We start from the raw sequence: 21972 nt of genomic DNA on the forward strand, positions 1-21972 counted from the left end.
ACGGGCGTACGGGTGACGGACCGTCACCCGTACGTCGCGCGCTCCGTCACATTCCGTGGACCGCCGGCACCATGCCGAGACGGCCCGCCTGGAAGTCCTCGAAGGCCTGCTTGAGCTCGTCCTGGGTGTTCATCACGAACGGCCCGTAGTGCGCCATCGGCTCACGGATCGGACGCCCGCCGAGCAGCACGACCTCCAGGTCCGGGGTGTTGCCGTCCTGCGCCTCGTCGGCGCGGACGGTCAGCGAGGACCCCGTACCGAACACGGCGGTCTGCCCCGTGCGGACCGGGCGGCGCTCCTGGCCGACGGTCCCGCGTCCGGCCAGGACGTACGCGAGGCCGTTGAAGTCCTCGCGCCACGGAAGGGTCACCTCGGCGCCCGGCCGGACCGTCGCGTGGACCATGGTGATCGGGGTGTGCGTGATGCCCGGACCCTCGTGGCCGTCCAGGTCACCGGCGATGACGCGCAGGAGCGCGCCGCCGTCCGGGGAGGCCAGGAGCTGGACCTGGCCGCCGCGGATGTCCTGGTAGCGCGGGGCCATCATCTTGTCGGCCTTGGGCAGGTTCACCCACAGCTGGAGGCCGTGGAAGAGGCCGCCCGACATGACGAGGGACTCCGGCGGGGCCTCGATGTGCAGCAGACCGCTGCCGGCCGTCATCCACTGGGTGTCGCCGTTCTCGATGGTGCCGCCGCCACCGTTGCTGTCCTGGTGGATGAAGCTTCCGTCGATGAGGTAGGTGACGGTCTCGAAGCCGCGGTGCGGGTGCCAGGGGGTGCCCTTGGGCTCTCCGGCGGCGTACTCCACCTCACCCATCTGGTCCATCATGATGAACGGGTCGAGGTGCCGGTAGTTGATCCCGGCGAAGGCGCGCCGCACCGGGAACCCCTCGCCCTCGAAACCGCTCGGCGCGGTCGTGACGGTGAGCACGGGGCGCGCCACGGCCTCGGCCTGGGCCGCGACCTTCGGCAGGGTCAGCGGGTTTTCGACGGTCACTGCGGGCATGGGAGCCACCTCCGGAAGTCTTCTGCCATCAATTTAGTTGAATGGTGAACATCTAGCAAGGCGGCATCCATTCCCCGACGCCTCCGGGCACCGGAAAGGGGCCCGTACCTCGTCGGTACGAGCCCCTCCCGGTCAGCCGATCCAGCGCCCGGCATGCTCCGGGCGGGCGGCTCTAGCCGTACATGCGGCGCATCGCGAAGTCGACCATCTGCTCCACCGCCTTGGCGTCGAAGACCATGCGGTGATCACCCTCCATGTCCAGGACGAAGCCGTAGCCCGTCGGCAGCAGGTCGATCACCTCGGCCCCGGTGATCACGAAGTACTTGGACTCCTTGCCCGCGTACCGACGGAGCTCCTTGAGCGTGGTGAACATGGGGATCACCGGCTGCTGGGTGTTGTGGAGCGCCAGGAAGCCGGGGTTGTCGCCGCGCGGGCAGTAGACCTTCGAGGTCGCGAAGATCTGCTGGAAGTCCTCCGCGGACAGCGAACCGGTCGTGAAGGCCCGTACCGCGTCCGCCAGGGAGGGCGGCGAGGGTTCGGGATACAGCGGCTGCTCGCCGTAGCCGCCACCCATCTGCTGCTGTGCACCCGGGTTCTGGTCGTAGCCATACATGCCGCAAAGAGTAATCGGACACATCCGCACCTTGAGGGGTTGCGTCTTATTACTGACGGGTAGCATCATGGAAGGAATCAGCTGTCACATCCCCGCCGGCCCGTCGCCCGGTCCTCACTCCTCCACGGCGCGCTGCGCGCCACTGCTATTGATTACGGAGCCTTCCCATGGGGCACTACAAGTCGAATCTCCGCGACATCGAGTTCAACCTCTTCGAGGTCCTCGGGCGCGACAAGGTCTACGGCACCGGCCCGTTCGCGGAGATGGACGTCGACACCGCGAAGACCATCCTTGACGAGATCACCCGCCTCGCGGAGAACGAGCTCGCCGAGTCGTACGCCGACGCCGACCGCAACCCGCCGGTCTTCGACCCCGAGACCAACACCGCGCCGGTCCCGGACTCCTTCAAGAAGTCCTACCAGGCGTTCATGGACTCCGAGTACTGGCGCCTGGGTCTGCCCGAGGAGATCGGCGGCACCACCTCGCCCCGCTCCCTGATCTGGGGTTACGCGGAGACGCTGCTCGGCGCCAACCCGGCGGTCTGGATGTACTCCTCCGGCCCGGCCTTCGCCGGCATCCTCTTCGACGAGGGCAACGAGGCGCAGAAGAAGATCGCCGAGATCGCCGTCGAGAAGCAGTGGGGCTCGACGATGGTGCTGACCGAGCCGGACGCCGGTTCGGACGTGGGCGCCGGCCGCACGAAGGCGGTCGAGCAGGAGGACGGCTCCTGGCACATCGAGGGTGTGAAGCGCTTCATCACCTCGGGCGAGCACGACATGTCCGAGAACATCATCCACTACGTGCTGGCGCGCCCCGAGGGCGCCGGACCGGGCACCAAGGGCCTGTCCCTCTTCATGGTCCCGAAGTTCCACTTCGACTGGACCACCGGCGAGCTCGCCGAGCGCAACGGCGTGTACGCGACGAACGTCGAGCACAAGATGGGCCTCAAGGCGTCCAACACCTGCGAGATGACCTTCGGCGACCAGCACCCCGCCAAGGGCTGGCTCATCGGCGACAAGCACGACGGCATCCGCCAGATGTTCCGCATCATCGAGTTCGCCCGCATGATGGTCGGCACGAAGGCCATCGCGACCCTGTCGACGGGCTACCTCAACGCGCTGGAGTACGCCAAGGAGCGCGTCCAGGGCACCGACCTGTCGCAGTTCATGGACAAGACGGCCCCCAAGGTCACCATCACGCACCACCCCGACGTGCGCCGCTCCCTCATGACGCAGAAGGCGTACGCGGAGGGCATGCGTTCCCTCGTGCTGTACACCGCCTCCGTCCAGGACGCGATCCAGGTGAAGGAGGCCGCGGGCGAGGACGCCAAGGCGCTGATCGGCCTCAACGACCTGCTGCTCCCGATCGTGAAGGGCTACGGCTCCGAGAAGTCCTACGAGCAGCTCGCGCAGTCGCTCCAGACCTTCGGTGGCTCCGGGTACCTCCAGGAGTACCCGATCGAGCAGTACATCCGTGACGCCAAGATCGACACCCTGTACGAGGGCACGACGGCGATCCAGGGCCAGGACTTCTTCTTCCGGAAGATCGTCCGTGACCAGGGCGCCTCGCTGAACACCCTCTCCGAGGAGATCAAGAAGTTCCTCGCGGGTGCCCAGGGCAACGAGGAGTTGTCCGGCGCGCTGGACAACCTCGCGAAGGCCGCCGTGGACCTGGAGGCGATCGTCGGCACGATGATCACCGACCTCACCGCGACCGGCGAGGACGTCAAGAACATCTACAAGGTCGGCCTCAACACCACCCGCCTGCTCATGGCCTCCGGTGACGTCGTCGTCGGCTACCTGCTGCTCAAGGGCGCGGCCGTGGCGGCCGAGAAGCTGCCGACCGCCTCCGCGAAGGACGTCGCCTTCTACCAGGGCAAGATCGCCGCCGCGAAGTTCTTCGCGGCGAACGTCCTGCCGGGTGTCTCGGCCGAGCGCGCGCTCGCCGAGTCCGTGGACAACTCGCTGATGGAGCTGGACGAGGCCGCGTTCTAGTCCTCTTCACGCTCTTCGCACAGAAATAAGTACGGCCCGCCCCCTGCCGGGGGCGGGCCGTACTTATGATCGTCGGTGGATTCCGAGGGGGGATGCGGTCATGGGCGCGAAGCCGACAGGAACGGCCGGGACACGGTGGGCGGTGGCGGCCGGAGCGGCCGTGCTGCTGCTCACGGGCTGCGGCGGGGACGCCGAGGGCAGGGCAACCGCGCTGGACAAGGCCCAGGTCACCTCGGTGCTGCCGGACAAGGACGCGCTCGCGGGCTGGGACCTCATGGAGGACTCGTCGGTCGCCCCGATGAACGACCTGGCCCGGCGCAACTTCTGTGCGTCCGCGGGCAACAAGGGGTGCGAGGACTCCCTGTTCATGGGCTCCGCCTCGTTCATACGGGAGGACGAACAGTCGAGGGCCCGGTTCTGGATGGTCGCGTACGAGGACGAGAAGGCCGCCGAGGCCGCGTACGACGTGCTGTGGAAGAACACCGCGCGCACCGCGGGCAGGGACGAGGCCGACCTGGGTCCGGTGGGCGCGCGGCGTGACGCCGTGGGCGGCCCGGTGGGTTACGACGGCAGTTACGGCATCACGGGCCAGATCCGGGTCGGTACGGCGCTGCTCTGGGTCGCCTCGGACGCCCGCAGTGAGAAGAAGCTCGACAAGGACCGGGCCAAGGACCTCGCGGCACTGTTCTCCGACCGTGCGCAGCAGGCGCAGAACGGCGACGAACCGTCCGCGAAGCTCTGAGCACGACGGGCACCCGGCGCTGCTTTTCGGACAGGACCGCGGGCGGCGGCCGTCCACCGTGAACCCTCCGGGGCGGCCGTCGATACAGTGAAGAACATGAGCTCTCCCCTCCGCTTCGACCGCGGGCACACCGACGACCTGATGGCCTTCCTCATGGCCGGACCCACCCCGTACCACGCCGTGGCCACCGCTGCCGCACGGCTGGAAAAGGCCGGTTTCCGGCAGGTCGAGGAGACGGCGGCCTGGGACGCCACCACGGGTGGGAAGTACGTGCTGCGGGGCGGTGCGATCGTCGCCTGGTACGTGCCGGAGGGGGCCGAGGCGCACACCCCGTTCAGGATCGCCGGGGCTCACACCGACTCCCCGAACCTGAGGGTCAAGCCGCAGCCCGACACGGGCTCCCACGGCTGGCGCCAGGTCGCTGTCGAGATCTACGGCGGTACGCTCCTCAACACCTGGCTCGACCGGGACCTCGGTCTGGCCGGGCGGCTCTCGCTGCGTGACGGGACCCATCGTCTGGTGAACATCGACCGGCCGCTGCTGCGCGTACCGCAGCTGGCCGTGCACCTGGACCGGTCCGCCAACACCGAGGGCCTCAAGCTCGACCGCCAGAAGCACATGCAGCCGATCTGGGGGCTCGGTGACGTCCACGAGGGCGACCTCATCCGTTTCGTGGCCGAGGAGGCGGGCCTCGACCCGGCGGACGTGACCGGCTGGGACCTGATGCCGCACGCCGTGGAGCCGCCGGCCTATCTGGGCCGGGACCATGAGCTGCTGGCCGGCCCGCGCATGGACAACCTGCTCTCCGTGCACGCCGCGACGGCCGCACTGGCCGCCGTCGCCGGGCTGCCGGACGACGAGATCCCGTACATCCCCGTGCTGGCCGCCTTCGACCACGAGGAGAACGGCTCGCAGTCCGACACCGGCGCGGACGGCCCGCTGCTCGGCGGCGTCCTGGAACGCTCCGTGTTCGCCCGCGGCGGCTCGTACGAGGACCGGGCCCGGGCCTTCGCCGGGACCGTCTGTCTCTCCTCCGACACCGGCCACGCGATCCACCCGAACTACGGCGAGCGCCACGACCCGACGCACCACCCGGTGGTCAACGGCGGACCGATCCTCAAGGTCAACGTCAACATGCGGTACGCGACCGACGGCAGCGGCCGGGCCGTGTTCGCGGCGGCCTGCGAGAAGGCGGGTGTGCCGTGGCAGACGTTCGTCTCCAACAACTCGATGCCCTGCGGCACCACGATCGGCCCGATCACCGCCGCCCGGCACGGCATCCAGACCGTCGACATCGGCGTCGCGATCCTGTCGATGCACAGTGCCCGTGAGATGTGCGGCGCGGACGATCCGCACCTCCTGGCCGGCGCGCTCGCGACGTTCCTGGCCGGCTGACGCCCCGTCTCCTCGGCGGCCACCGGGACATGGTTGCCGCGGTGCCGGGTACCCGACCCGTACACCGGCCCGGATTCACCGGGCCGTCGAGGAGGCGGAATTCATGGGACTCGGAGGATGCATACTCCTGATCGGTGCCGGGGCGATTCTCGCTTTCGCCACCGACTGGAAGCTCGACACCGTCGACGTCGACATGGTCGGCTGGATCATGATGCTGGTCGGCCTCGTCGGGGTGTTCGTCTACGTGAGCATCGCGCGCCGGCGCCGCATGGTCGTGCCGCCCACCACCACGGTCGTGTCGGAGGACGAGCGCCGCTACCGGTGACGCGCTGCCGACGGCCCGTCGCTGACCTGTCGCTGATCCGGAGGGCGCGGTGGTGGCCCGCCGCCGCGCCCTGAGCCGTCAGCCCCGCTCGTCCAGTCCGGCCAGCACCAGCGGGAGCCTGGACACCCCGTCGGCGGTGACGCGGACGGGAACACCCCAGTCCTGCTGGTGCACATGGCAGGCCGGATACTCGTTCGCCGGGTCGTCGTCGCAGGACGCCGCCATCGCCGACACGTGCAGGACGCCCTCGGTGACACCGTCCGCCAGGCGGAGGTCGCGGCCCAGGTCCGTGCCCTGCCCCGAACCCTCGGCCAGCAGCTCCGGCGGGGTCGAGGAGACCAGGAGCCGGGTCGAGGGCCCGTACCGGGTGTCCAGCTTCTGCCCGGCGGGAGCCTGGAAGACCACGTCGAGGCGCAGCGTGCCGGCGGCCACCTCGGTGGCGGCCCGCTGCGTGCGGTGGGCCCGGTCGGCCACCCTGACGGCCTCCTCGGGGAGCCGCAGCCGGGTCAGCCGGTGCCGGGCGGACTCGACGACCACCAGGTCGCCGTCGACGAGCACCGCGTCGCTCGGCTCGCGCAGGTCCGTGGCCAGCGTGGTGACCTCGCCGCTCTCGGGGTCGTAGCGCCGCAGCGCGTGGTTGTACGTGTCGCTGATCGCCACGGAGCCGTCGGGCAGGGCGGTGACGCCCAGCGGGTGCTGGAAGAGCGCCTGCTCCGCGGGGCCGTCGCGGTGGCCGAAGTCGAAGAGTCCGGTGCCGACGGCGGTGTGGACGGTGCCGTCCAGGTCCACGTAGCGCAGTGCGGAGGTCTCCGGGTCGGCGACCCAGAGCCGGTCACCGGCCGCCGCCAGACCCGACGGCTGCGCGAACCACGCCTCGGCGCCGGGCCCGTCGACCAGCCCTTCGTTGGTCGTGCCCGCGGCGACCCGCACGGTGCCCGTGCCGGGGTCGTACGTCCACAGCTGGTGCACCCCGGCCATGGCGATCCACAGCCGGTCGCCGAACCAGGCGATGTCCCACGGCGAGGAGAGGTCCACCTCCGTGGCCGGGCCGCTGGTGGCGGAACCCTGCCACCACTGGCGTCCCGTGCCGGCGAGCGTGATCGTCAGGCCCGTGGCGAGGTCGAGGGCCCTGATCGCGTGGTTCACCGTGTCCGCGACGGCGATCCGGCCGTCAGGCAGGACCGCGAGGCCCTGCGGCTCGCTGAATCCGGCCTCGTCGGGGCCGCCGTCGGTGAACCCGCGCGTACCGGAACCGAAGTGCCTGCGCACGGTCTCGCCGTCCGCGTCCAGCTCGACCAGCCGGTGACGGGTCGTGTCGGAGACCAGGAAGCCGCCGTCGGGGAGGGCGAGCGCCTTGCCGGGGAACCGCAGATGCGTGGCGACGGGCTCCGGCGCCACGTAGGGGCCGTCACCGCGGCGCAGTGTGCCTTTCGCGGCGTGCTCGTCCTCCAGCTCCTGCACGAGCTTCTCGATGGCGTGTGCGTGCCCCTCGCCCGCGTGCTGGGCGACGACATAGCCCTCCGGGTCGACGACGACGAGCGTCGGCCAGGCGCGCACGGCGTACTGCTTCCAGGTGGCGAGCTCGGGGTCTTCCAGGACGGGGTGGTGCACGGCGTAGCGCTCGACGGCGTCGACGACCGCCTGGTGCTCGGCCTCGTGCACGAACTTCGGCGAATGGACGCCGATGATCACCACGGTGTCGCGGTGCTTCTCCTCCAGCTCGCGCAGCTCATCGAGGACATGTAGACAGTTGACACAGCAGAAGGTCCAGAAATCCAGGATCACAATGCGTCCTCGCAGGTCAGCGAGGGTGTACTGCTGGTCGCCTGTATTGAGCCAACCGCCCTTGCCGATCAGTTCGGGGGCGCGGACTCGTGCACGTGCTGTCATGCCACCAGTCAACATCACCGCGGCCTGCGCGCATTCCGACGGGGCGTCGGGGAACCTGTGATCCATGAGACTTCTCGTGCGTGAGCGCCTGTTCGCCGTCGGCGACGACTACTGGATCGAGGACGCGGACGGACACAAGGTCCTCCTCGTCGACGGCAAGGCCATGCGGCTCCGCGACACCTTCGAGCTGAAGGACACCGACGGCCGGGTGCTGGTGGAGATCCGCCAGAAGCTGATCAGCCTGCACGACACGATGGTCATCGAGCGCGACGGCGAGGAGCTCGCCAAGGTCAAACGGAAGCGGCTCTCGCTGCTGCGCGACCACTACCGGGTGACGCTGGTGGACGGTACCGAACTCGACGTCAGCGGCAAGATCCTGGACCGCGAGTTCGCCGTCGACTACGACGGCGACCTGCTGGCACAGGTCTCCCGGCGGTGGCTCACCGTCCGGGACACCTACGGGATCGACATCGTGCGGGAGGACGCCGATGTGCCGCTGCTGGTCGCGGTGGCGGTGTGCGTGATCGTGCTCGCCGACAAGGAGGACGGGAAGGACTGAGCCCGGCCCGTCCCTGTTTCACGTGAAACAGGGACGGCTCCCGTGAAGCGGGAACGGCTTACCCCGGAACAGGGTTCAGCGCGGCGGAGCGAGGCCCAGGCGGCGGTCCTTGAGGGCCGGGAACTGCTCCCGGGTGGTGGCGGTCCTCGCCGGATCGAACTCCACGGTGAGCACCTCCTCGCCCGGTCCGGCCTCGGCCAGCACCTCGCCCCACGGGTCGACGACGATGCTGTGCCCGGCCTGCTCGACCCCGGCGTGCGTGCCCGCGGTGCCGACCGCCAGGACGTACGCCTGGTTCTCGACGGCGCGGGCCTGCGCCAGCAGGGTCCAGTGCGAGCGGCGGCGCTCCGGCCAGCCGGCGGCGACGACCAGTGTCTCGGCCCCCGCGTCGACGAGCCCCCGGAACATCTCGGGGAAGCGCAGGTCGTAGCAGGTGGCGAGGCCGAGCACGGTCTGCGGCAGGGCCACGGTGACGAGTTCCCCGCCGGCGCCCATCATCACCGCCTCGCCCTTGTCGAAGCCGAAGCGGTGGATCTTGCGGTACGCGGCGGCCCGCTCGCCCTCGGGCGTGAAGACGAGCGAGGTGTTGTAGAGGGTGCCGTCCTCGGCGCGCTCCACGAAGGACCCCGCGTGCAGCCAGACCCCGGCCTCGGCCGCGGCCTTCGCCATCACGTCGTGCGTGGGCCCCCGCAGCGGTTCGGCCTCGTCCGCGAACGCGGTGTAGGCGAAGGCACCGACCGGCCAGAGCTCGGGGAGGAGCACCAGGTCCGCTCCCCGCTGCGCCACGACCAGTGAAGCCGCGCGCTCCCTACGAGAATTGGCAGATTCGTCCGGATTTACTGCGATCTGGATGAGGGAGGCGTGCACACTACCACCGTCCTGGCATGAGAGACGTCAACACGGGCCTACGATCGTCACACGAAAGCACTGCCGGGGTGCCTGCTCGCAGCGTAACTTAGCGAGCGAACCTCCCACGCAGCCCGCAGACAGCGCCGTCAGTGCCGGCCAGCCCGCCGGCACTCCCTGCTCTCCAGCCCATGCACCGCAGAACCGCACGAGGGGTCCCGTGACCGTCCATCCCAGCCTCCAGACCTATGCCGATGCCTGGACCCACTCCATCGAGTCGATTGCCGAGCTGGTCAAGCCGCTCGCCGAGGGGGAGTGGAACCGCCGTACGCCCTGCCCGGGCTGGTCGGTGCGCGACATCGTCTCGCACGTCATCGGCATGGAGTGCGAACAGCTCGGCGATCCGCGCCCGATCCACACGCTGCCGCGCGACCTCTACCACGTGCAGAACGACTACCAGCGCTACATGGAGATGCAGGTCGACGTACGACGCCACCACACGGCGCCGGAGATGACCTCGGAGCTCGAGTACACGCTCATCCGGCGCATGCGTCAGCTGCGCAACGAGTCACGCGCCCCCGAGACCATGGTCCGGGCACCGCTGGGCGCCGAGCAGACGCTGGAACTGGCGCTGCACATGCGCGCCTTCGACGTCTGGGTGCACGAGCAGGACCTGCGTGCCACGCTGGGTCAGCCAGGCAACCTGGACTCCCCCGGCGCCCTGATCGCCCGGGACACCCTGCTGGCCGCGCTGCCGGACGTGGTCGCCAAGGACGCGGGCGCACCGCCCAATTCGGCCGTGGTCATCGATGTGCACGGCCCCGTGGAGTTCCTGCGCACGGTCCGGGTGGACGGCGACGGGCGCGGTTCGGTCGACGGTGCGCCGTCGCTGGGCCCCGCGGTGACACTGGCGACGGACTGGGAGACGTACTACCGCCTGGCCTGCGGCAGGGTACGGCCGCAGGCGGTGGAGGACCGGATCAAGATCGAGGGCGACCAGGACCTGGCGGCGACGATCCTGCGGCACTTCGCCGTGACGCGCTAGCGAGGCGATCGGCGGCGCCCGTCCGTACGCGGACCGGGGCGGGCGCGCCGCCGGGCACGGTCAGACCGGGACGTGCACGGCCTCCACCCGGCTGACGACGTGATGGTCCCGTTCCCGGTGTGTGGCACTGGCGTGCAGCCGCAGGATCTGGACGACTCCGAGCGCCTCCAGGACGAAGACCGAGGCGAACGCGATGCGGTAGTTGTCACCCGTCGCGTCGAGCAGTACACCGACCGCGAACAGCGTGGTCATGGAGGCGATGAAGCCGCCCATGTTGACGATTCCCGACGCCGTCCCCTGACGCTCCGGAGGGTTGGCGGGCCGTGCGAAGTCGAAGCCGATCATCGACGCGGGTCCGCAGGAGCCAAGCACCACGCACAGGGTGATCAGCAGCCACATCGGGGCGTGTTCGCCGGGGTGCAGGATCGTGGCCGCCCACAGCAGCGCGGTCACCCCGACGGTGCCGAGGGCCAGTGGCGCGCGCGCCGCGTGGTGCCGGGCGATGACCTGCCCGTAGACGAGGCCCACCACCATGTTCGAGAGCACCACCAGGGTGAGCAGTTCACCGGCGGTACCCCGGCTCAGCCCCTGGGCCTCCACCAGGAAGGGCATGCCCCACAGCAGCAGGAAGACCATCGCGGGGAACTGCGTGGTGAAGTGCACCCACATCCCGATGCGGGTGCCCGGCTCCCGCCACGCGGCGGCGATCTGCTTGCGCACGTACGCGGAACCCGCGTGCTCGGACGGTGGCGGCTCGTGCCCCTCCGGATGGTCCCTCAGGAAGAGCAGCAGCAGGACCAGCACCACCACGCCCGCCACCGCACTGCCCGCGAAGGTCGCGGTCCAGCCGAATCCGTGCAGCGCGCGGGCGATGAAGAGGGTCGAGATGAGGTTGCCCGCCATGCCGAAGAGCGCGGCGACCTGACCGATCATCGGCCCGCGCCGGGCCGGGAACCAGCGGGCGCCGAGCCGCAGGACGCTGATGAACGTCATCGCGTCGCCGCAGCCGAGCAGGGCACGGGAGGCGAGCGCCATGCCGTACGAGGGGGAGAGGGCGAAGCCCAGCTGTCCCAGGGTGAACAGCACCGCCCCGATGGTGAGGACCTTCTTGGTCCCGAGCCGGTCGACCATCAGGCCGACTGGTATCTGCATGCCCGCGTAGACGAGCAGCTGCAGGATGGAGAACGTCGACAGGGCCGAGGCGTTGACGTCGAACCGGTCGGCGGCGTCGAGGCCGGCGACACCCAGGCTCGTACGGAAGATGATGGCGACGAAGTAGACGGCGACCCCGATGCCCCAGACCCGGGCGGCACGCCGGCCGCCGGGCGGGTCTCCGGGCAGGGCGAGGGTGGGGGCGGCGGACGTCACCGGTCCTCACCCCTGACCAGCACCTTGACCCGGCTGACGTGGCGCCGTACGACCTGCGCTGCGCCTTCGGCGTCGCCGGCCCTGATGGCGTCCAGCAGCTCACCGTGCTCGGTGATGTTGGCGGCGATCCTGCCGGGGTGCGCCTCCATCACGGCGACGCCCATCCGCAGCTGCCGGTCGCGGAGCTGGTCGTAGAGGCGGGAGAGGATCTCGTTGCCCGCGTTCTTCACGATCTCGGCGTGGAAACAGCGGTCCTTGACGGACACGGCGGCCAGGTCGCCGGCCTCCGCCAGCTGACGCTGCTCCTCCAGGAGCTCTTCGAGACGGGCGATCAGCCGCGCCGAGGCGGGGACGGCCTTGCGCGCCGCGAACTCCTCGACGAGCAGCCGGGTCTCCACGACATCGGCGATCTCCTGCGCGGAGACGGCCAGGACCAGGGCGCCCTTCTTCGGGTAGAGCCTGATCAGCCCTTCGACCTCCAGCCGGAGCAGTGCCTCCCGCACCGGCGTACGGGACACTCCGACGGCTTCCGCGAGGTCGCCCTCGGTGAGGAGTGTGCCGCCCTCGTAGCGGCGGTCGAGGACCGCCTCCTTGATGTGGGTGTAGACGCGTTCGGCGGCGGGGGGCTGCTTGACGGGGGTCTTGGCGGGCTCGACGGCAGCAGGAGGTGCGGCAGGCATGCACACAGCATAGATACAACATGCACGCATGATGGAACGGTTCCACGATGCGGGACACCCGGACGCCCCTCACACCCCGGTCCGCACGCCGACTGCACGCCGTTTCCACCGCCCGTACGCCGGATCCCGCTCCCGTACGCCGGGCCTTCCGCGTCCCCACGCCGGGCCGGGCCGCAGCGCTCGCGCCGGAGCCTCCCCCTCCGTGCGCGCGGTTGCCGAATTCACCCCTGCCGCAGCACATCCATTCACCCGCCTCATGAGTCTCACCACCGAGCGGCACCCTCATGTGGCCGCAATTCAGGGGTATTTGGAGCGTTTGACTTGAAAATCGGTCTTAAGGGCATAAACCGCGCGACCGTTGCCGCCACCGTGGCTCTCACCGCGGGTGCCGTCCTCGCGGGCAGCGCGCTCGCCTCGACAGCACAGGCAGCAACACTGCCGACGCCCACGATCACCGCCAAGGGCGGCTTCGTGATGAACAACGGCACCGCGAAGGCGCTCTACAGCAAAGCCGCGGACACCCGTCGCTCCACCGGCTCGACCACCAAGATAATGACGGCCAAGGTCGTACTGGCCCAGAAGAATCTGAATCTGGACTCCAAGGTCACGATCCAGAAGGCGTACAGCGACTACATCGTCTCCAAGAACGCCTCGTCGGCCCGGCTGATCGTCGGCGACAAGGTCACGGTCCGTCAGCTCCTGTACGGGCTGATGCTGCCGTCTGGCTGCGACGCGGCGTACGCCCTGGCCGACAAGTTCGGTTCCGGCACGACCCGCGCGGCCCGGGTGAAGTCCTTCATCGGCAAGATGAACGCCAGCGCGAAGAGCCTCGGCCTGAAGAACACCCACTTCGACTCGTTCGACGGGATCAGCAGCGGCTCGAACTACTCGACGCCCCGCGACCTGACGAAGATCGCCAGCAGTGCGATGAAGAGCTCCACGTTCCGCGCGATCGTGAAGACGAAGTCGACGAAGCAGAAGGTCACGACGAAGAGCGGCGGCTACCGCTACATGTCGTGGTCCAACACCAACACCCTGCTCGGCAGCTACAGCGGCGCGATCGGTGTGAAGACCGGCTCCGGCCCGACGGCCAAGTACTGCCTGGTCTTCGCCGCGACCCGCAACGGCAAGACGGTCATCGGGACGGTCCTCACCTCGACCTCCGCGACGACCCGCACCGCGGACGCGAAGAAGCTCCTGGACTACGGCTTCAAGAAGTAGCCCCGGCACGCGACCGGATACACGGAGGAGGGGCCTGCCGCATCGTGCGGCAGGCCCCTCCCTCGTTGTGCGGCGGGCCGCTAGGCCCAGGTGATCAGCCGCTTCGGCTGTTCCAGGATCGCGGCGACGTCCGCGAGCACCTTGGAGCCGAGCTCGCCGTCGACCAGCCGGTGGTCGAACGACAGGGCCAGCGTGGTCACCTGGCGGGGCTTCACCTTGCCCTTGTGGACCCACGGCTGGAGCTTGATCGCCCCGACCGCGAGGATCGCGGACTCGCCCTGGTTGAGGATCGGCGTACCCGTGTCGACGCCGAAGACACCGACGTTCGTGATGGTCACCGTGCCGCCCGCCATCGCCGCGGGGGACGTCTTGCCCTCGCGCGCGACGGATACCAGCTCGCCCAGTGCGGCGGCCAGCTGGGGCAGGGTCTTGTCGTGCGCGTCCTTGATGTTCGGCACGATCAGACCGCGCGGGGTGGCCGCGGCGATACCCAGGTTGACGTAGTGCTTCTGCACGATCTCCTGGGCGGCCTCGTCCCAGGCCGCGTTGACCTCAGGATTGCGCCTGATCGCGACCAGGAGGGCCTTGGCGATGATCAGGAGCGGGTTGACCCGGACCCCCGCCATGTCCTTGTCCTCCTTGAGCTCCGCCACGAGCTTCATCGTGCGCGTCACGTCGACGGTCACGAACTCGGTGACGTGCGGCGCCGTGAAGGCACTGCCGACCATGGCCTGCGCGATGGCCCGGCGTACGCCCTTGACCGGGATACGCGTCTCCCGGACGCCCGCGGCCACGGGGCTCGCGGCCCGCTCGGGCGCGGCCGGAGCCTGGACCGCCGCGGGTGCGGGCGGTGGGGCGGGGACCTCGGCGGCGACCGGAACGGCCGCCGCGTGGACGTCCTCCCGGGTGATGATGCCGCCCTCTCCGGTCGGGGTGACCGTCGCGAGGTCGATGCCCAGGTCCTTCGCGAGCTTGCGCACCGGCGGCTTGGCGAGCGGCCGGCTCTCCGGGACCACCGCGCCGTGGCCGTTGATCTCGGCCTGGATCGCGGCGGCGGCCGGACCCGGGACCTCGACGCCCTTGCGGGCGCGGCGCTTGGTGGAGCTCTCGGCCACGCCGTAGCCGACCAGCACCGGCTGCCGGCCCTTGGGGGCCTCCGGCTCCGCCTGCGCCACCGGCTGCGCGACGGGTGCCGGGGTGGCCTCCGCCGCCGGGGCGTCACCGCTGCCGGGTGCCACGTCCACCGCGATGATCACCTCGCCGACATCGACGGTCGTGCCCTCGGGGAAGCGCAGCTCGTGCACCACCCCGTCGAACGGGATCGGCAGCTCGACCGCGGCCTTGGCCGTCTCGACCTCGCACACGACCTGGCCGTCGGTGACGGTGTCGCCGGGCTGGACGAACCACTTGAGGATCTCGGCCTCGGTGAGTCCTTCGCCCACGTCGGGCATCTTGAACTCACGGAAGCGAGCGGACGTTTCGGTCATCGTCGTCACGATCCTCTCCTCAGTACGCCAGCGAGCGGTCGACGGCGTCGAGCACCCGGTCGAGACCCGGCAGGTACTCGTCCTCGAGCCGGGCCGGCGGGTACGGAACGTGGTAGCCGCCGACCCGCAGCACCGGTGCTTCGAGGTGGTAGAAGCAGCGTTCGGTGATCCGGGCGGCGATCTCGGCCCCGGAGCCGTAGAACACCGGCGCCTCGTGGACCACGACGAGCCGGCCGGTCTTCTCGACGGACTTCTGCACGGCGTCGAAGTCGATCGGGGACATCGACCGCAGGTCCAGGACCTCCAGCGACTTGCCCTCCTCCTGCGCGGCCGCGGCCGCCTCCAGGCAGACCTTCACCATCGGACCGTACGCGACGAGCGTGAGGTCGGAGCCCTCGCGGGCCACGGCGGCCTTGTGCAGCGGGCCGGGGATGGACTCGGTGTCGAGCTCACCCTTGTCCCAGTAGCGCCGCTTCGGCTCGAAGAAGATGATCGGGTCGTCGCTCTGCACGGCCTGCTGCATCATCCAGTAGGCGTCGCTCGCGTTCGAGGGAGAGACGACCTTCAGGCCCGCCACGTGCGCGAACAGGGCCTCGGGCGACTCGCTGTGGTGCTCGACGGCACCGATGCCGCCGCCGTACGGGATGCGGACGACGACCGGCAGTTTGATCTTGCCGAGCGAGCGGGCGTGCATCTTGGCGAGTTGCGTGACGATCTGGTCGTACGCGGGGAAGACGAATCCGTCGAACTGGATCTCGACGATCGGGCGGTAGCCGCGCAGGGCGAGGCCGATGGCCGTACCGACGATGCCGGACTCGGCGAGCGGGGTGTCGATGACCCGGTCCTCGCCGAAGTCCTTCTGCAGCCCGTCCGTGATCCGGAAGACGCCGCCGAGCTTGCCGACGTCCTCACCCATGACGAGGACCTTGGGGTCGGTGTCGAGGGCCTTGCGCAGCGACTCGTTGAGCGCCTTCGCGATGGACATCTTTTCCATGGCCATGGCTAGTTGCCCTCCTCGGCGAACGATGCCTGGTAGGCGGTGAACTGGGCGCGCTCCTCGTCGACGAGCGGGCTGCCGTCGGCGTAGGCGTGGTCGAAGATCGCCAGCCGGTCCGGGTCGGGCATGGCCCGCACCGCTTCGCGGACCCTCTTGCCGAGGCCCTCGCTCTCCTCCTCCAGCGCGGTGAAGTACGCCGCGTCGGCGAGGTCCTGCTTCTCCAGGTACGTACGCAGGCGCAGGATCGGGTCCTTGGCCTCCCATGCCGCACGCTCCTCGTCCGCCCGGTACTTGGTCGGGTCGTCGGAGGTGGTGTGGGCACCCATGCGGTACGTGAACGCCTCGACGAGGGTCGGCCCCTCGCCCCGGCGGGCACGCTCCAGCGCCGACCTGGTGACGGCCAGGCACGCCAGTACGTCGTTCCCGTCGACCCGGACACCAGGGAAGCCGAAGCCCTGTGCGCGCTGGTAGAGCGGCACTCGCATCTGCTTCTCGGTCGGCTCGGAGATGGCCCACTGGTTGTTCTGGCAGAAGAACACGACGGGCGCGTTGTAGACCGCCGAGAAGGTGAAGGCCTCCGCGACGTCACCCTGGCTGGAGGCTCCGTCACCGAAGTACGCGATCACGGCCGAGTCCGCGCCGTCCTTGGCGACGCCCATGGCGTAGCCGGTGGCGTGCAGGGTCTGCGAGCCGATGACGATCGTGTACAGGTGGAAGTTGTTCGTGGTGGGGTCCCAGCCGCCGTGGTTCACGCCGCGGAACATCCCGAGCAGATTGGTCGGGTCCACCCCCCGGCACCAGGCCACGCCGTGCTCCCGGTAGGTCGGGAAGACGTAGTCGTCGTCGCGCAGCGCCCGGCCGGAGCCGATCTGCGCGGCCTCCTGGCCCAGCAGCGAGGCCCACAGGCCCAGCTCACCCTGGCGCTGGAGCGCGGTGGCCTCGGCGTCGAAGCGGCGGGTCAGAACCATGTCCCGGTAGAGACCGCGCAGCTCGTCGCCGCTCAGGTCGATCTGGTAGTCCGGGTGCTCGACGCGCTCGCCTTCGGGCGTCAGCAGCTGAACCAGCTGGGGCTCGGAACTCTGTGGCGTCTTCGCGGCGCTGGTCCGCTTGCTGCTGCGTCGCGGTTTGCGCGCGGCAGTGCTCTCCACGGTCACGTGCGTGCTCCTCCGTCGGTCCGGCCCCCGGGATGGCCGGGAACCAGTGCGGCTCGCCTGTGTCCGGACCCGTGCACGGGGTGGGTGCCGCTCGGCCGGGAACAGGCGTGACAGGTGCCCCGGCGAGCGCCCTGTCATAGGCACGTTACCCAGTGCACCGCATAACTGCGAAACACCTTGTGACCTGCGATTTTGCTTGGATTTCCAAGTAAATCGCAAAAAACGGGAACTTCTGCTGGTCACAGCACTGGCAACAGCCTTGCAGGCCGCCGGAACAACGGCACGTTATCCCGGGCGGCAGCGCCAGGGAAGGGCAGACAGGAAAGGAGTATGTGAGACTTCGATTGTGCGCGAAGAAGGAAAAATCACTGTATTTCTGCTCGACGACCATGAAGTCGTCCGGCGCGGCGTTCATGAGCTGCTCTCCGTCGAGGAGGACATCGAGGTCGTCGGCGAGGCCGGCACGGCGGCCGACGCGCTCGTACGGATCCCGGCGACACGGCCGGATGTCGCCGTCCTCGACGTGCGCCTGCCCGACGGCAGCGGTGTGGAGGTCTGCCGCGAGGTCCGCTCGGAGGACGAGAGCATCAAATGCCTGATGCTGACCTCGTACGCCGATGACGAGGCCCTCTTCGACGCGATCATGGCGGGCGCGTCCGGATACGTGCTCAAGGCGATCCGGGGCAACGAACTGCTGAACGCCGTACGGGACGTGGCGGCCGGGAAGTCCCTGCTGGACCCGGTGGCCACGGCGCGCGTGCTGGAACGGCTCCGCGAGGGCAAGAACGGGAAAGGCGACGACCGTCTCGCCGGCCTGACCGACCAGGAGCGCAGGATCCTCGACCTGATCGGCGAGGGGCTGACGAACCGGGTCATCGGCGAGCGGCTGCACCTCGCCGAGAAGACCATCAAGAACTACGTCTCCAGCCTGCTCGCCAAGCTGGGCATGGAGCGGCGCTCGCAGGCGGCGGCGTACGTGGCCCGGCTCCAGGCGGAGAAGCGCTGAGCGGTTCGGCCTGCGCCGGGGCGTCTCGGGCATCCGGCGGGTCGGGCCGGGGCGCATGGGACGAGAGGGCACGGGACGAGAGGGCGCGCTGAGCGACGCGGTGCGCTGCGCGACCCGGTGCGCTGCGCTGCGGGCAGATGCTCGCCGAGCGACGCGGTGCGGACAGGGGCCCGCCGAGAGGTGCGGCCGGGACTTTGGTCCCTGGCCGACGGGGCGGCGGACTCTTACCCGGCCCCTACAGGTGCCGGAGAGTGGAGCGCATGTCCTCTCCCCGACCCTCCGACGAACTCCTCGCCATCGAGCTCCTCGGCCGCGTCCGTTACGGCCGGCTGGCCACGAGCATGCGGGCCCTGCCCCTCCTGGCGGTGGCCCGTCACCTGGTGATCGAGGGCCAGGTCGTCCTGCGGATGCACCGGGGGCTCGGCTATCACGAGTCCTGCGACGGGAGTGTCATCGCCTACGGGGCGGACAACTTCAACTCCCCCGCCGTCCCCGCGTCCGACGGCGGCGAGGACCTCTGGTCCGTGCAGTTCACCGGCCCCGCCGAGATCGTGCACCCCGACCCCGACCAGCGGGAACTCTTCGGCACCGGCCCGTCCGAGGTGAACGGCGAACCCTTCGATCCGGTGTATCTCCGGCTCGATCCGCATGTGATCCACATGCACACTTTGACCTACGAAGCAAGTCAGTAAAACCAGCCACACAGCGTCACCTAACATGTGACGAGTGCTGCGCTCATCTGTGACCTTTCCACCTGTTCCTCCGGTCGGCGAGGTCATGCGCCGCTACCCGGGCGCCGGTGAACCTCTCGCCTGCGAGCCCCTCACCAAGGGCCTGCTCAACCACGGCTACCGGGTCTCCACGACCCGGGGCTCGTACTTTCTCAAGCACCACCTCGACAAGCACCACCTCGACGACGCCAGCGGTGACCACGACACGATCGTCCGGCAGCACCGTGCCACCCAGCAGTTGCACTCCCTCGGCGTGCCGGTCGCCCCGCCCCTCGCGGACACGGAGGGTGACACGGTCACGGTGATCGGCGGGGAACGCTATGCCCTGCACCCCTGGGTGGACGGCCTGCACCGCGACGGCGCCCAGCTCACGACCGCCGGGTCGCAACGGCTCGGTGCGCTCCTCGGTGCCGTACACACGGGTCTGGAGCAGGTCATGGAGGCGGACCCGCCGCCTCCCGTACGGGGGCAGAGCCCCGATCCCGCCGACACGTTCGCCCTGATCGACGACCTGTTGGCGTCCGCGCGCGCCATGGGTCCCCGGGACGCGTTCGACGAGCTCGCCGTGCACCGTCTCGTCGAGCGCCGCGCCCTGCTGGAACAGCACGCCCACCGCCGCCCGCCGACGCCCGGGGAGCCCGCGAGGGGTTGGGTGCACGGCGACTTCCATCCGCTGAACCTGCTCTACCGGGGCGCCGACCCGGTCGCGATCGTGGACTGGGACCGGCTCGGTGTGCAGCCGCGGGCGGAGGAGGCGGTGCGGGCCGCGGCGATCTTCTTCGTGCGGCCGGACGGTGAACTGGCCCTGGAGAAGGTGCGGGCGTACGCCCGCGCCTACCGGCGGTCGGCCGGCGCCGGGGCGGCCGAACTGGCCGCCGCGGTGCACCGGGTGTGGTGGGAGCGGCTCAACGACTTCTGGATACTGCGCTGGCGCTACCGCCTGCACGACCGCAGGGCCGACCCGCAGTTCCCTGCGGTGTCGGCCCTGGCGGTGTGGTGGACGCGCGAGTACGAGGCGGTGAGCGACGCCTTCACGGGGTGAGGGCCGTGGCGGCTACGAGGTGGTGGTGCCGGTGGTGGTGGTGCCGGCGGCAGCGCCCGCCGAGGTACCGGCGGGGCTTCCCGCCGTGGTCCCCTCGGTCGTCGTTCCCGTGTCGGCACCGGTTCCACCGTCATCGGTGCCGCCGTCATCGGTGCCGCCGTCGTCGCCGGTTCCGCCGTCCGTCGTCGTGCCGCCGCCCTCGCTGGTGCCCGGGTCCGGCGACGTCGGGGTGTCCGTCGGCTCCTCGCTCGGCTCGGTCGGGGTGTCCGACGGGGTCCAGGTCGGCTCCTTGGTCGGCCAGTTCTGACCGCCCGTGGAACTGTCCGGCTCCTCGGTCTCCTCGGTCTCGTCGTCCGTCGGTTCCGGCGAGGACTCCGTCGCGGACGGGGAGGCTGAGGTGGACGGGGTGGTCGGCGTCTTCTTGTCCCCGCTGTTGTTCGCCGCCTGTATGGCGAACCCCACACCCGCGCCGATCGCGATGAGGGCGAGCAGGACGAACAGCCACATCTTCCCGCGGCCACCGCCGTTGTGGTGGCCGCCGGCGTACGCGCCGTCGTCGGGGTTCATCGGCGGCAGGATCGGGCCCTGCGAGGTGTCCCCGTGCATCGGATGCCCCATGGCCGCCGTACCGCCGCCGATGTTCATCGCGGCCGTGTGGCCGTTGTCGTTCAGCACGACCGGGCCGGTGTTCCAGGTACCCGTGTGCCCGCCCTGGACCTGGAGCATCTGCAGGCTGTACTGGACGAGGCCGCGCATCTCCTCGGCGCTCTGGAACCGGTCGTCCGGGTCCTTCGCGAGGGAGCGCATGACCATGCCGTCCAGCTCCGGCGGCACGCTCCCGGCGACCTCGGACGGCGGGACCGGGATGTCCTGGACGTGCTGGTACACGACGGAGAGCGGGGTCTCGCCGGTGAACGGGGGCCGCAGAGCGAGCAGTTCGTAGAGCAGGCAACCGGTGGCGTACAGGTCGGAACGGTGGTCGACCGCCTTGCCGAGTGCCTGTTCGGGGGAGAGGTACTGGGGCGTGCCCATGACCATGCCGGTCTGAGTCATCGTCGACTGGGCGCCGTGCAGCGCACGGGCGATGCCGAAGTCCATCACCTTGACCGCGCCGGAATGCGTGATGATCACGTTGGCCGGCTTGATGTCACGGTGCACGATGCCGTGCTGGTGCGAGTACGCGAGCGCTTCCAGCACGCCCGAGACGATGATCAGCGCCTGCTCGGGCGGCGGTGCCTCCGCGCTGATCAGCAGGTCGCGGATGGTCCGGCCCTCGACCAGCTCCATCACGATGTACGGCACGGTCGCGCCGCCCACGACGTCCTCGCCGGAGTCGTACACGGCGACGATCGCATGGTGGTTGAGCCCCGCGACCGACTGCGCCTCGCGCGTGAAGCGGGCCTTGGAGACCGGGTCCTCGGCGAGATCGGAACGGAGCAGCTTCACCGCGACCGTGCGCCCCAGACGGACGTCCTCCGCGGCGAAGACCTCGGCCATGCCGCCGCGGCCGAGCCGGTGTGTCATGCGGTAACGGCCGTCCCCGACCACGCCGTCGACACCCCAGGAGTCGGTGCCATCCGAAACTCCGCCGCCGTTTGCTTCGGATCCGGGTGCCATCAGTCCTCGCCGTCATTTCTGTCCGCGCGTCCGCGGGTTCTCACGGTGCCTTGCTGCATTGACACGTCACGCTACAGCCTCTGCCGGACCCACCTGTTCCGAGCGGGACGGGTCATCCAATCGGCTGGCGCGCCGCACACGCAAATTCCATGCGGTTCCTGTAACGCTTCCGAGACGCTTCTTGTGCGTAGGGTCACGGAACGGGCACCTGGCTTGACGTGTCGGACCCCTCGGGCAGACTTGGCCTGTAATAGGGA

20 protein-coding genes are annotated in these 21972 nt (G+C 69.8%); 10 read left to right on the forward strand and 10 right to left on the reverse strand.

What is annotated here, in order from left to right; genetic code table 11:
• Window positions 1–46: 46 nt before the first annotated feature.
• On the reverse strand, window positions 47–1003 hold the full coding sequence (locus tag OG524_RS17865; RefSeq protein WP_405389837.1) for a pirin family protein: 957 nt from the start codon (window positions 1001–1003) through the stop codon (window positions 47–49).
• Between the two features lie 172 nt (window positions 1004–1175).
• Entirely contained in the window at window positions 1176–1616 is a 441-nt protein-coding gene (locus OG524_RS17870) for an SseB family protein (protein WP_307126116.1), read from the reverse strand.
• 167 nt (window positions 1617–1783) lie between these two features.
• Between OG524_RS17870 and OG524_RS17875 the strand changes: the two genes are divergently transcribed.
• The 4 genes from OG524_RS17875 (at window position 1784) to OG524_RS17890 (ending at window position 6072) form a co-directional block, all read left to right on the forward strand.
• On the forward strand, window positions 1784–3610 hold the full coding sequence (locus OG524_RS17875; RefSeq protein WP_405389835.1) for an acyl-CoA dehydrogenase: 1827 nt from the start codon (window positions 1784–1786) through the stop codon (window positions 3608–3610).
• A 100-nt stretch (window positions 3611–3710) separates the two neighbouring features.
• Window positions 3711–4352 (forward strand): hypothetical protein, encoded by a 642-nt coding sequence (locus OG524_RS17880; protein WP_405389834.1) that lies wholly within the window; start codon window positions 3711–3713, stop codon window positions 4350–4352.
• Between the two features lie 96 nt (window positions 4353–4448).
• Window positions 4449–5747: a M18 family aminopeptidase gene (locus OG524_RS17885; protein WP_405389833.1), complete on the forward strand. Its 1299-nt coding sequence runs from the start codon at window positions 4449–4451 to the stop codon at window positions 5745–5747.
• 103 nt (window positions 5748–5850) lie between these two features.
• Complete coding sequence (locus OG524_RS17890; RefSeq protein WP_405389832.1) at window positions 5851–6072, forward strand: DUF6458 family protein; 222 nt, start codon at window positions 5851–5853, stop codon at window positions 6070–6072.
• Window positions 6073–6150: 78 nt separating this feature from the next.
• Here the strand turns inward: OG524_RS17890 and OG524_RS17895 are convergent, their stop codons facing one another.
• On the reverse strand, window positions 6151–7962 hold the full coding sequence (locus OG524_RS17895; protein ID WP_405811036.1) for an NHL domain-containing thioredoxin family protein: 1812 nt from the start codon (window positions 7960–7962) through the stop codon (window positions 6151–6153).
• A 64-nt stretch (window positions 7963–8026) separates the two neighbouring features.
• Here OG524_RS17895 and OG524_RS17900 point away from each other — a divergent pair, with 64 nt between their 5' ends.
• Window positions 8027–8521 (forward strand): LURP-one-related/scramblase family protein, encoded by a 495-nt coding sequence (locus OG524_RS17900; protein ID WP_405811038.1) that lies wholly within the window; start codon window positions 8027–8029, stop codon window positions 8519–8521.
• Between the two features lie 75 nt (window positions 8522–8596).
• On the opposite strand, the gene OG524_RS17905 is transcribed toward OG524_RS17900, so the two are convergent.
• Window positions 8597–9388 carry a carbon-nitrogen family hydrolase gene (locus tag OG524_RS17905; protein WP_405389829.1) on the reverse strand — a complete coding sequence of 264 codons (792 nt, stop codon included), beginning with the start codon at window positions 9386–9388 and terminating at the stop codon, window positions 8597–8599.
• 199 nt (window positions 9389–9587) lie between these two features.
• Between OG524_RS17905 and OG524_RS17910 the strand changes: the two genes are divergently transcribed.
• Entirely contained in the window at window positions 9588–10412 is an 825-nt protein-coding gene (locus OG524_RS17910; RefSeq protein ID WP_405389828.1) for a maleylpyruvate isomerase family mycothiol-dependent enzyme, read from the forward strand.
• Between the two features lie 60 nt (window positions 10413–10472).
• Here the strand turns inward: OG524_RS17910 and OG524_RS17915 are convergent, their stop codons facing one another.
• Entirely contained in the window at window positions 10473–11780 is a 1308-nt protein-coding gene (locus OG524_RS17915; RefSeq protein WP_405811041.1) for a nitrate/nitrite transporter, read from the reverse strand.
• Window positions 11777–12460 (reverse strand): GntR family transcriptional regulator, encoded by a 684-nt coding sequence (locus OG524_RS17920; RefSeq protein ID WP_405389826.1) that lies wholly within the window; start codon window positions 12458–12460, stop codon window positions 11777–11779. The genes OG524_RS17915 and OG524_RS17920 overlap by 4 nt, the downstream gene beginning before the upstream one ends.
• Before the next feature lie 321 nt (window positions 12461–12781).
• Here OG524_RS17920 and OG524_RS17925 point away from each other — a divergent pair, with 321 nt between their 5' ends.
• Window positions 12782–13681: a D-alanyl-D-alanine carboxypeptidase family protein gene (locus OG524_RS17925; protein WP_405389825.1), complete on the forward strand. Its 900-nt coding sequence runs from the start codon at window positions 12782–12784 to the stop codon at window positions 13679–13681.
• An 80-nt stretch (window positions 13682–13761) separates the two neighbouring features.
• Here OG524_RS17925 and OG524_RS17930 read toward each other — a convergent pair whose 3' ends face one another.
• From OG524_RS17930 to pdhA, 3 genes are read right to left on the reverse strand one after another with little or no spacing between them, the layout of a single operon-like run.
• A complete protein-coding gene (locus tag OG524_RS17930) occupies window positions 13762–15177 on the reverse strand; it encodes a dihydrolipoamide acetyltransferase family protein (protein WP_405389824.1) in 1416 nt (471 codons plus the stop codon).
• A 10-nt stretch (window positions 15178–15187) separates the two neighbouring features.
• Entirely contained in the window at window positions 15188–16168 is a 981-nt protein-coding gene (locus OG524_RS17935) for an alpha-ketoacid dehydrogenase subunit beta (RefSeq protein WP_405389823.1), read from the reverse strand.
• 2 nt (window positions 16169–16170) lie between these two features.
• Complete coding sequence (gene pdhA, locus OG524_RS17940) at window positions 16171–17319, reverse strand: pyruvate dehydrogenase (acetyl-transferring) E1 component subunit alpha (RefSeq protein ID WP_405389822.1); 1149 nt, start codon at window positions 17317–17319, stop codon at window positions 16171–16173.
• 346 nt (window positions 17320–17665) lie between these two features.
• Between pdhA and OG524_RS17945 the strand changes: the two genes are divergently transcribed.
• From OG524_RS17945 to OG524_RS17955, 3 genes are all read left to right on the forward strand, one after another.
• Window positions 17666–18325 carry a response regulator gene (locus OG524_RS17945; RefSeq protein ID WP_405389821.1) on the forward strand — a complete coding sequence of 220 codons (660 nt, stop codon included), beginning with the start codon at window positions 17666–17668 and terminating at the stop codon, window positions 18323–18325.
• 260 nt (window positions 18326–18585) lie between these two features.
• Window positions 18586–19017 (forward strand): pyridoxamine 5'-phosphate oxidase family protein, encoded by a 432-nt coding sequence (locus OG524_RS17950; protein WP_405389820.1) that lies wholly within the window; start codon window positions 18586–18588, stop codon window positions 19015–19017.
• Window positions 19018–19102: 85 nt separating this feature from the next.
• Window positions 19103–20098, forward strand: coding sequence for a phosphotransferase (locus OG524_RS17955; protein WP_405393157.1), 996 nt, complete (start codon window positions 19103–19105; stop codon window positions 20096–20098).
• 12 nt (window positions 20099–20110) lie between these two features.
• Here the strand turns inward: OG524_RS17955 and OG524_RS17960 are convergent, their stop codons facing one another.
• On the reverse strand, window positions 20111–21715 hold the full coding sequence (locus OG524_RS17960; protein WP_405389819.1) for a protein kinase domain-containing protein: 1605 nt from the start codon (window positions 21713–21715) through the stop codon (window positions 20111–20113).
• Window positions 21716–21972 lie beyond the last annotated feature (257 nt).

Source organism: Streptomyces sp. NBC_01520 (assembly GCF_045040375.1).
In the GTDB taxonomy this organism is placed as follows: Bacteria; Actinomycetota; Actinomycetes; order Streptomycetales; family Streptomycetaceae; genus Streptomyces.

Coding starts and splice junctions, on each gene's coding strand:
- OG524_RS17895 (WP_405811036.1), bottom strand. CDS start 7,962: ATGACAGCACGTGCACGAGTCCGCGCCCCCGAACTGATCGGCAAGGGC.
- OG524_RS17920 (WP_405389826.1), bottom strand. CDS start 12,460: ATGCCTGCCGCACCTCCTGCTGCCGTCGAGCCCGCCAAGACCCCCGTC.
- OG524_RS17870 (WP_307126116.1), bottom strand. CDS start 1,616: ATGTATGGCTACGACCAGAACCCGGGTGCACAGCAGCAGATGGGTGGC.
- OG524_RS17865 (WP_405389837.1), bottom strand. CDS start 1,003: ATGCCCGCAGTGACCGTCGAAAACCCGCTGACCCTGCCGAAGGTCGCG.
- OG524_RS17880 (WP_405389834.1), top strand. CDS start 3,711: ATGGGCGCGAAGCCGACAGGAACGGCCGGGACACGGTGGGCGGTGGCG.
- OG524_RS17960 (WP_405389819.1), bottom strand. CDS start 21,715: ATGGCACCCGGATCCGAAGCAAACGGCGGCGGAGTTTCGGATGGCACC.
- OG524_RS17935 (WP_405389823.1), bottom strand. CDS start 16,168: ATGGCCATGGAAAAGATGTCCATCGCGAAGGCGCTCAACGAGTCGCTG.
- OG524_RS17955 (WP_405393157.1), top strand. CDS start 19,103: ATGCGCCGCTACCCGGGCGCCGGTGAACCTCTCGCCTGCGAGCCCCTC.
- OG524_RS17890 (WP_405389832.1), top strand. CDS start 5,851: ATGGGACTCGGAGGATGCATACTCCTGATCGGTGCCGGGGCGATTCTC.
- OG524_RS17900 (WP_405811038.1), top strand. CDS start 8,027: ATGAGACTTCTCGTGCGTGAGCGCCTGTTCGCCGTCGGCGACGACTAC.
- OG524_RS17885 (WP_405389833.1), top strand. CDS start 4,449: ATGAGCTCTCCCCTCCGCTTCGACCGCGGGCACACCGACGACCTGATG.
- OG524_RS17950 (WP_405389820.1), top strand. CDS start 18,586: ATGTCCTCTCCCCGACCCTCCGACGAACTCCTCGCCATCGAGCTCCTC.
- OG524_RS17875 (WP_405389835.1), top strand. CDS start 1,784: ATGGGGCACTACAAGTCGAATCTCCGCGACATCGAGTTCAACCTCTTC.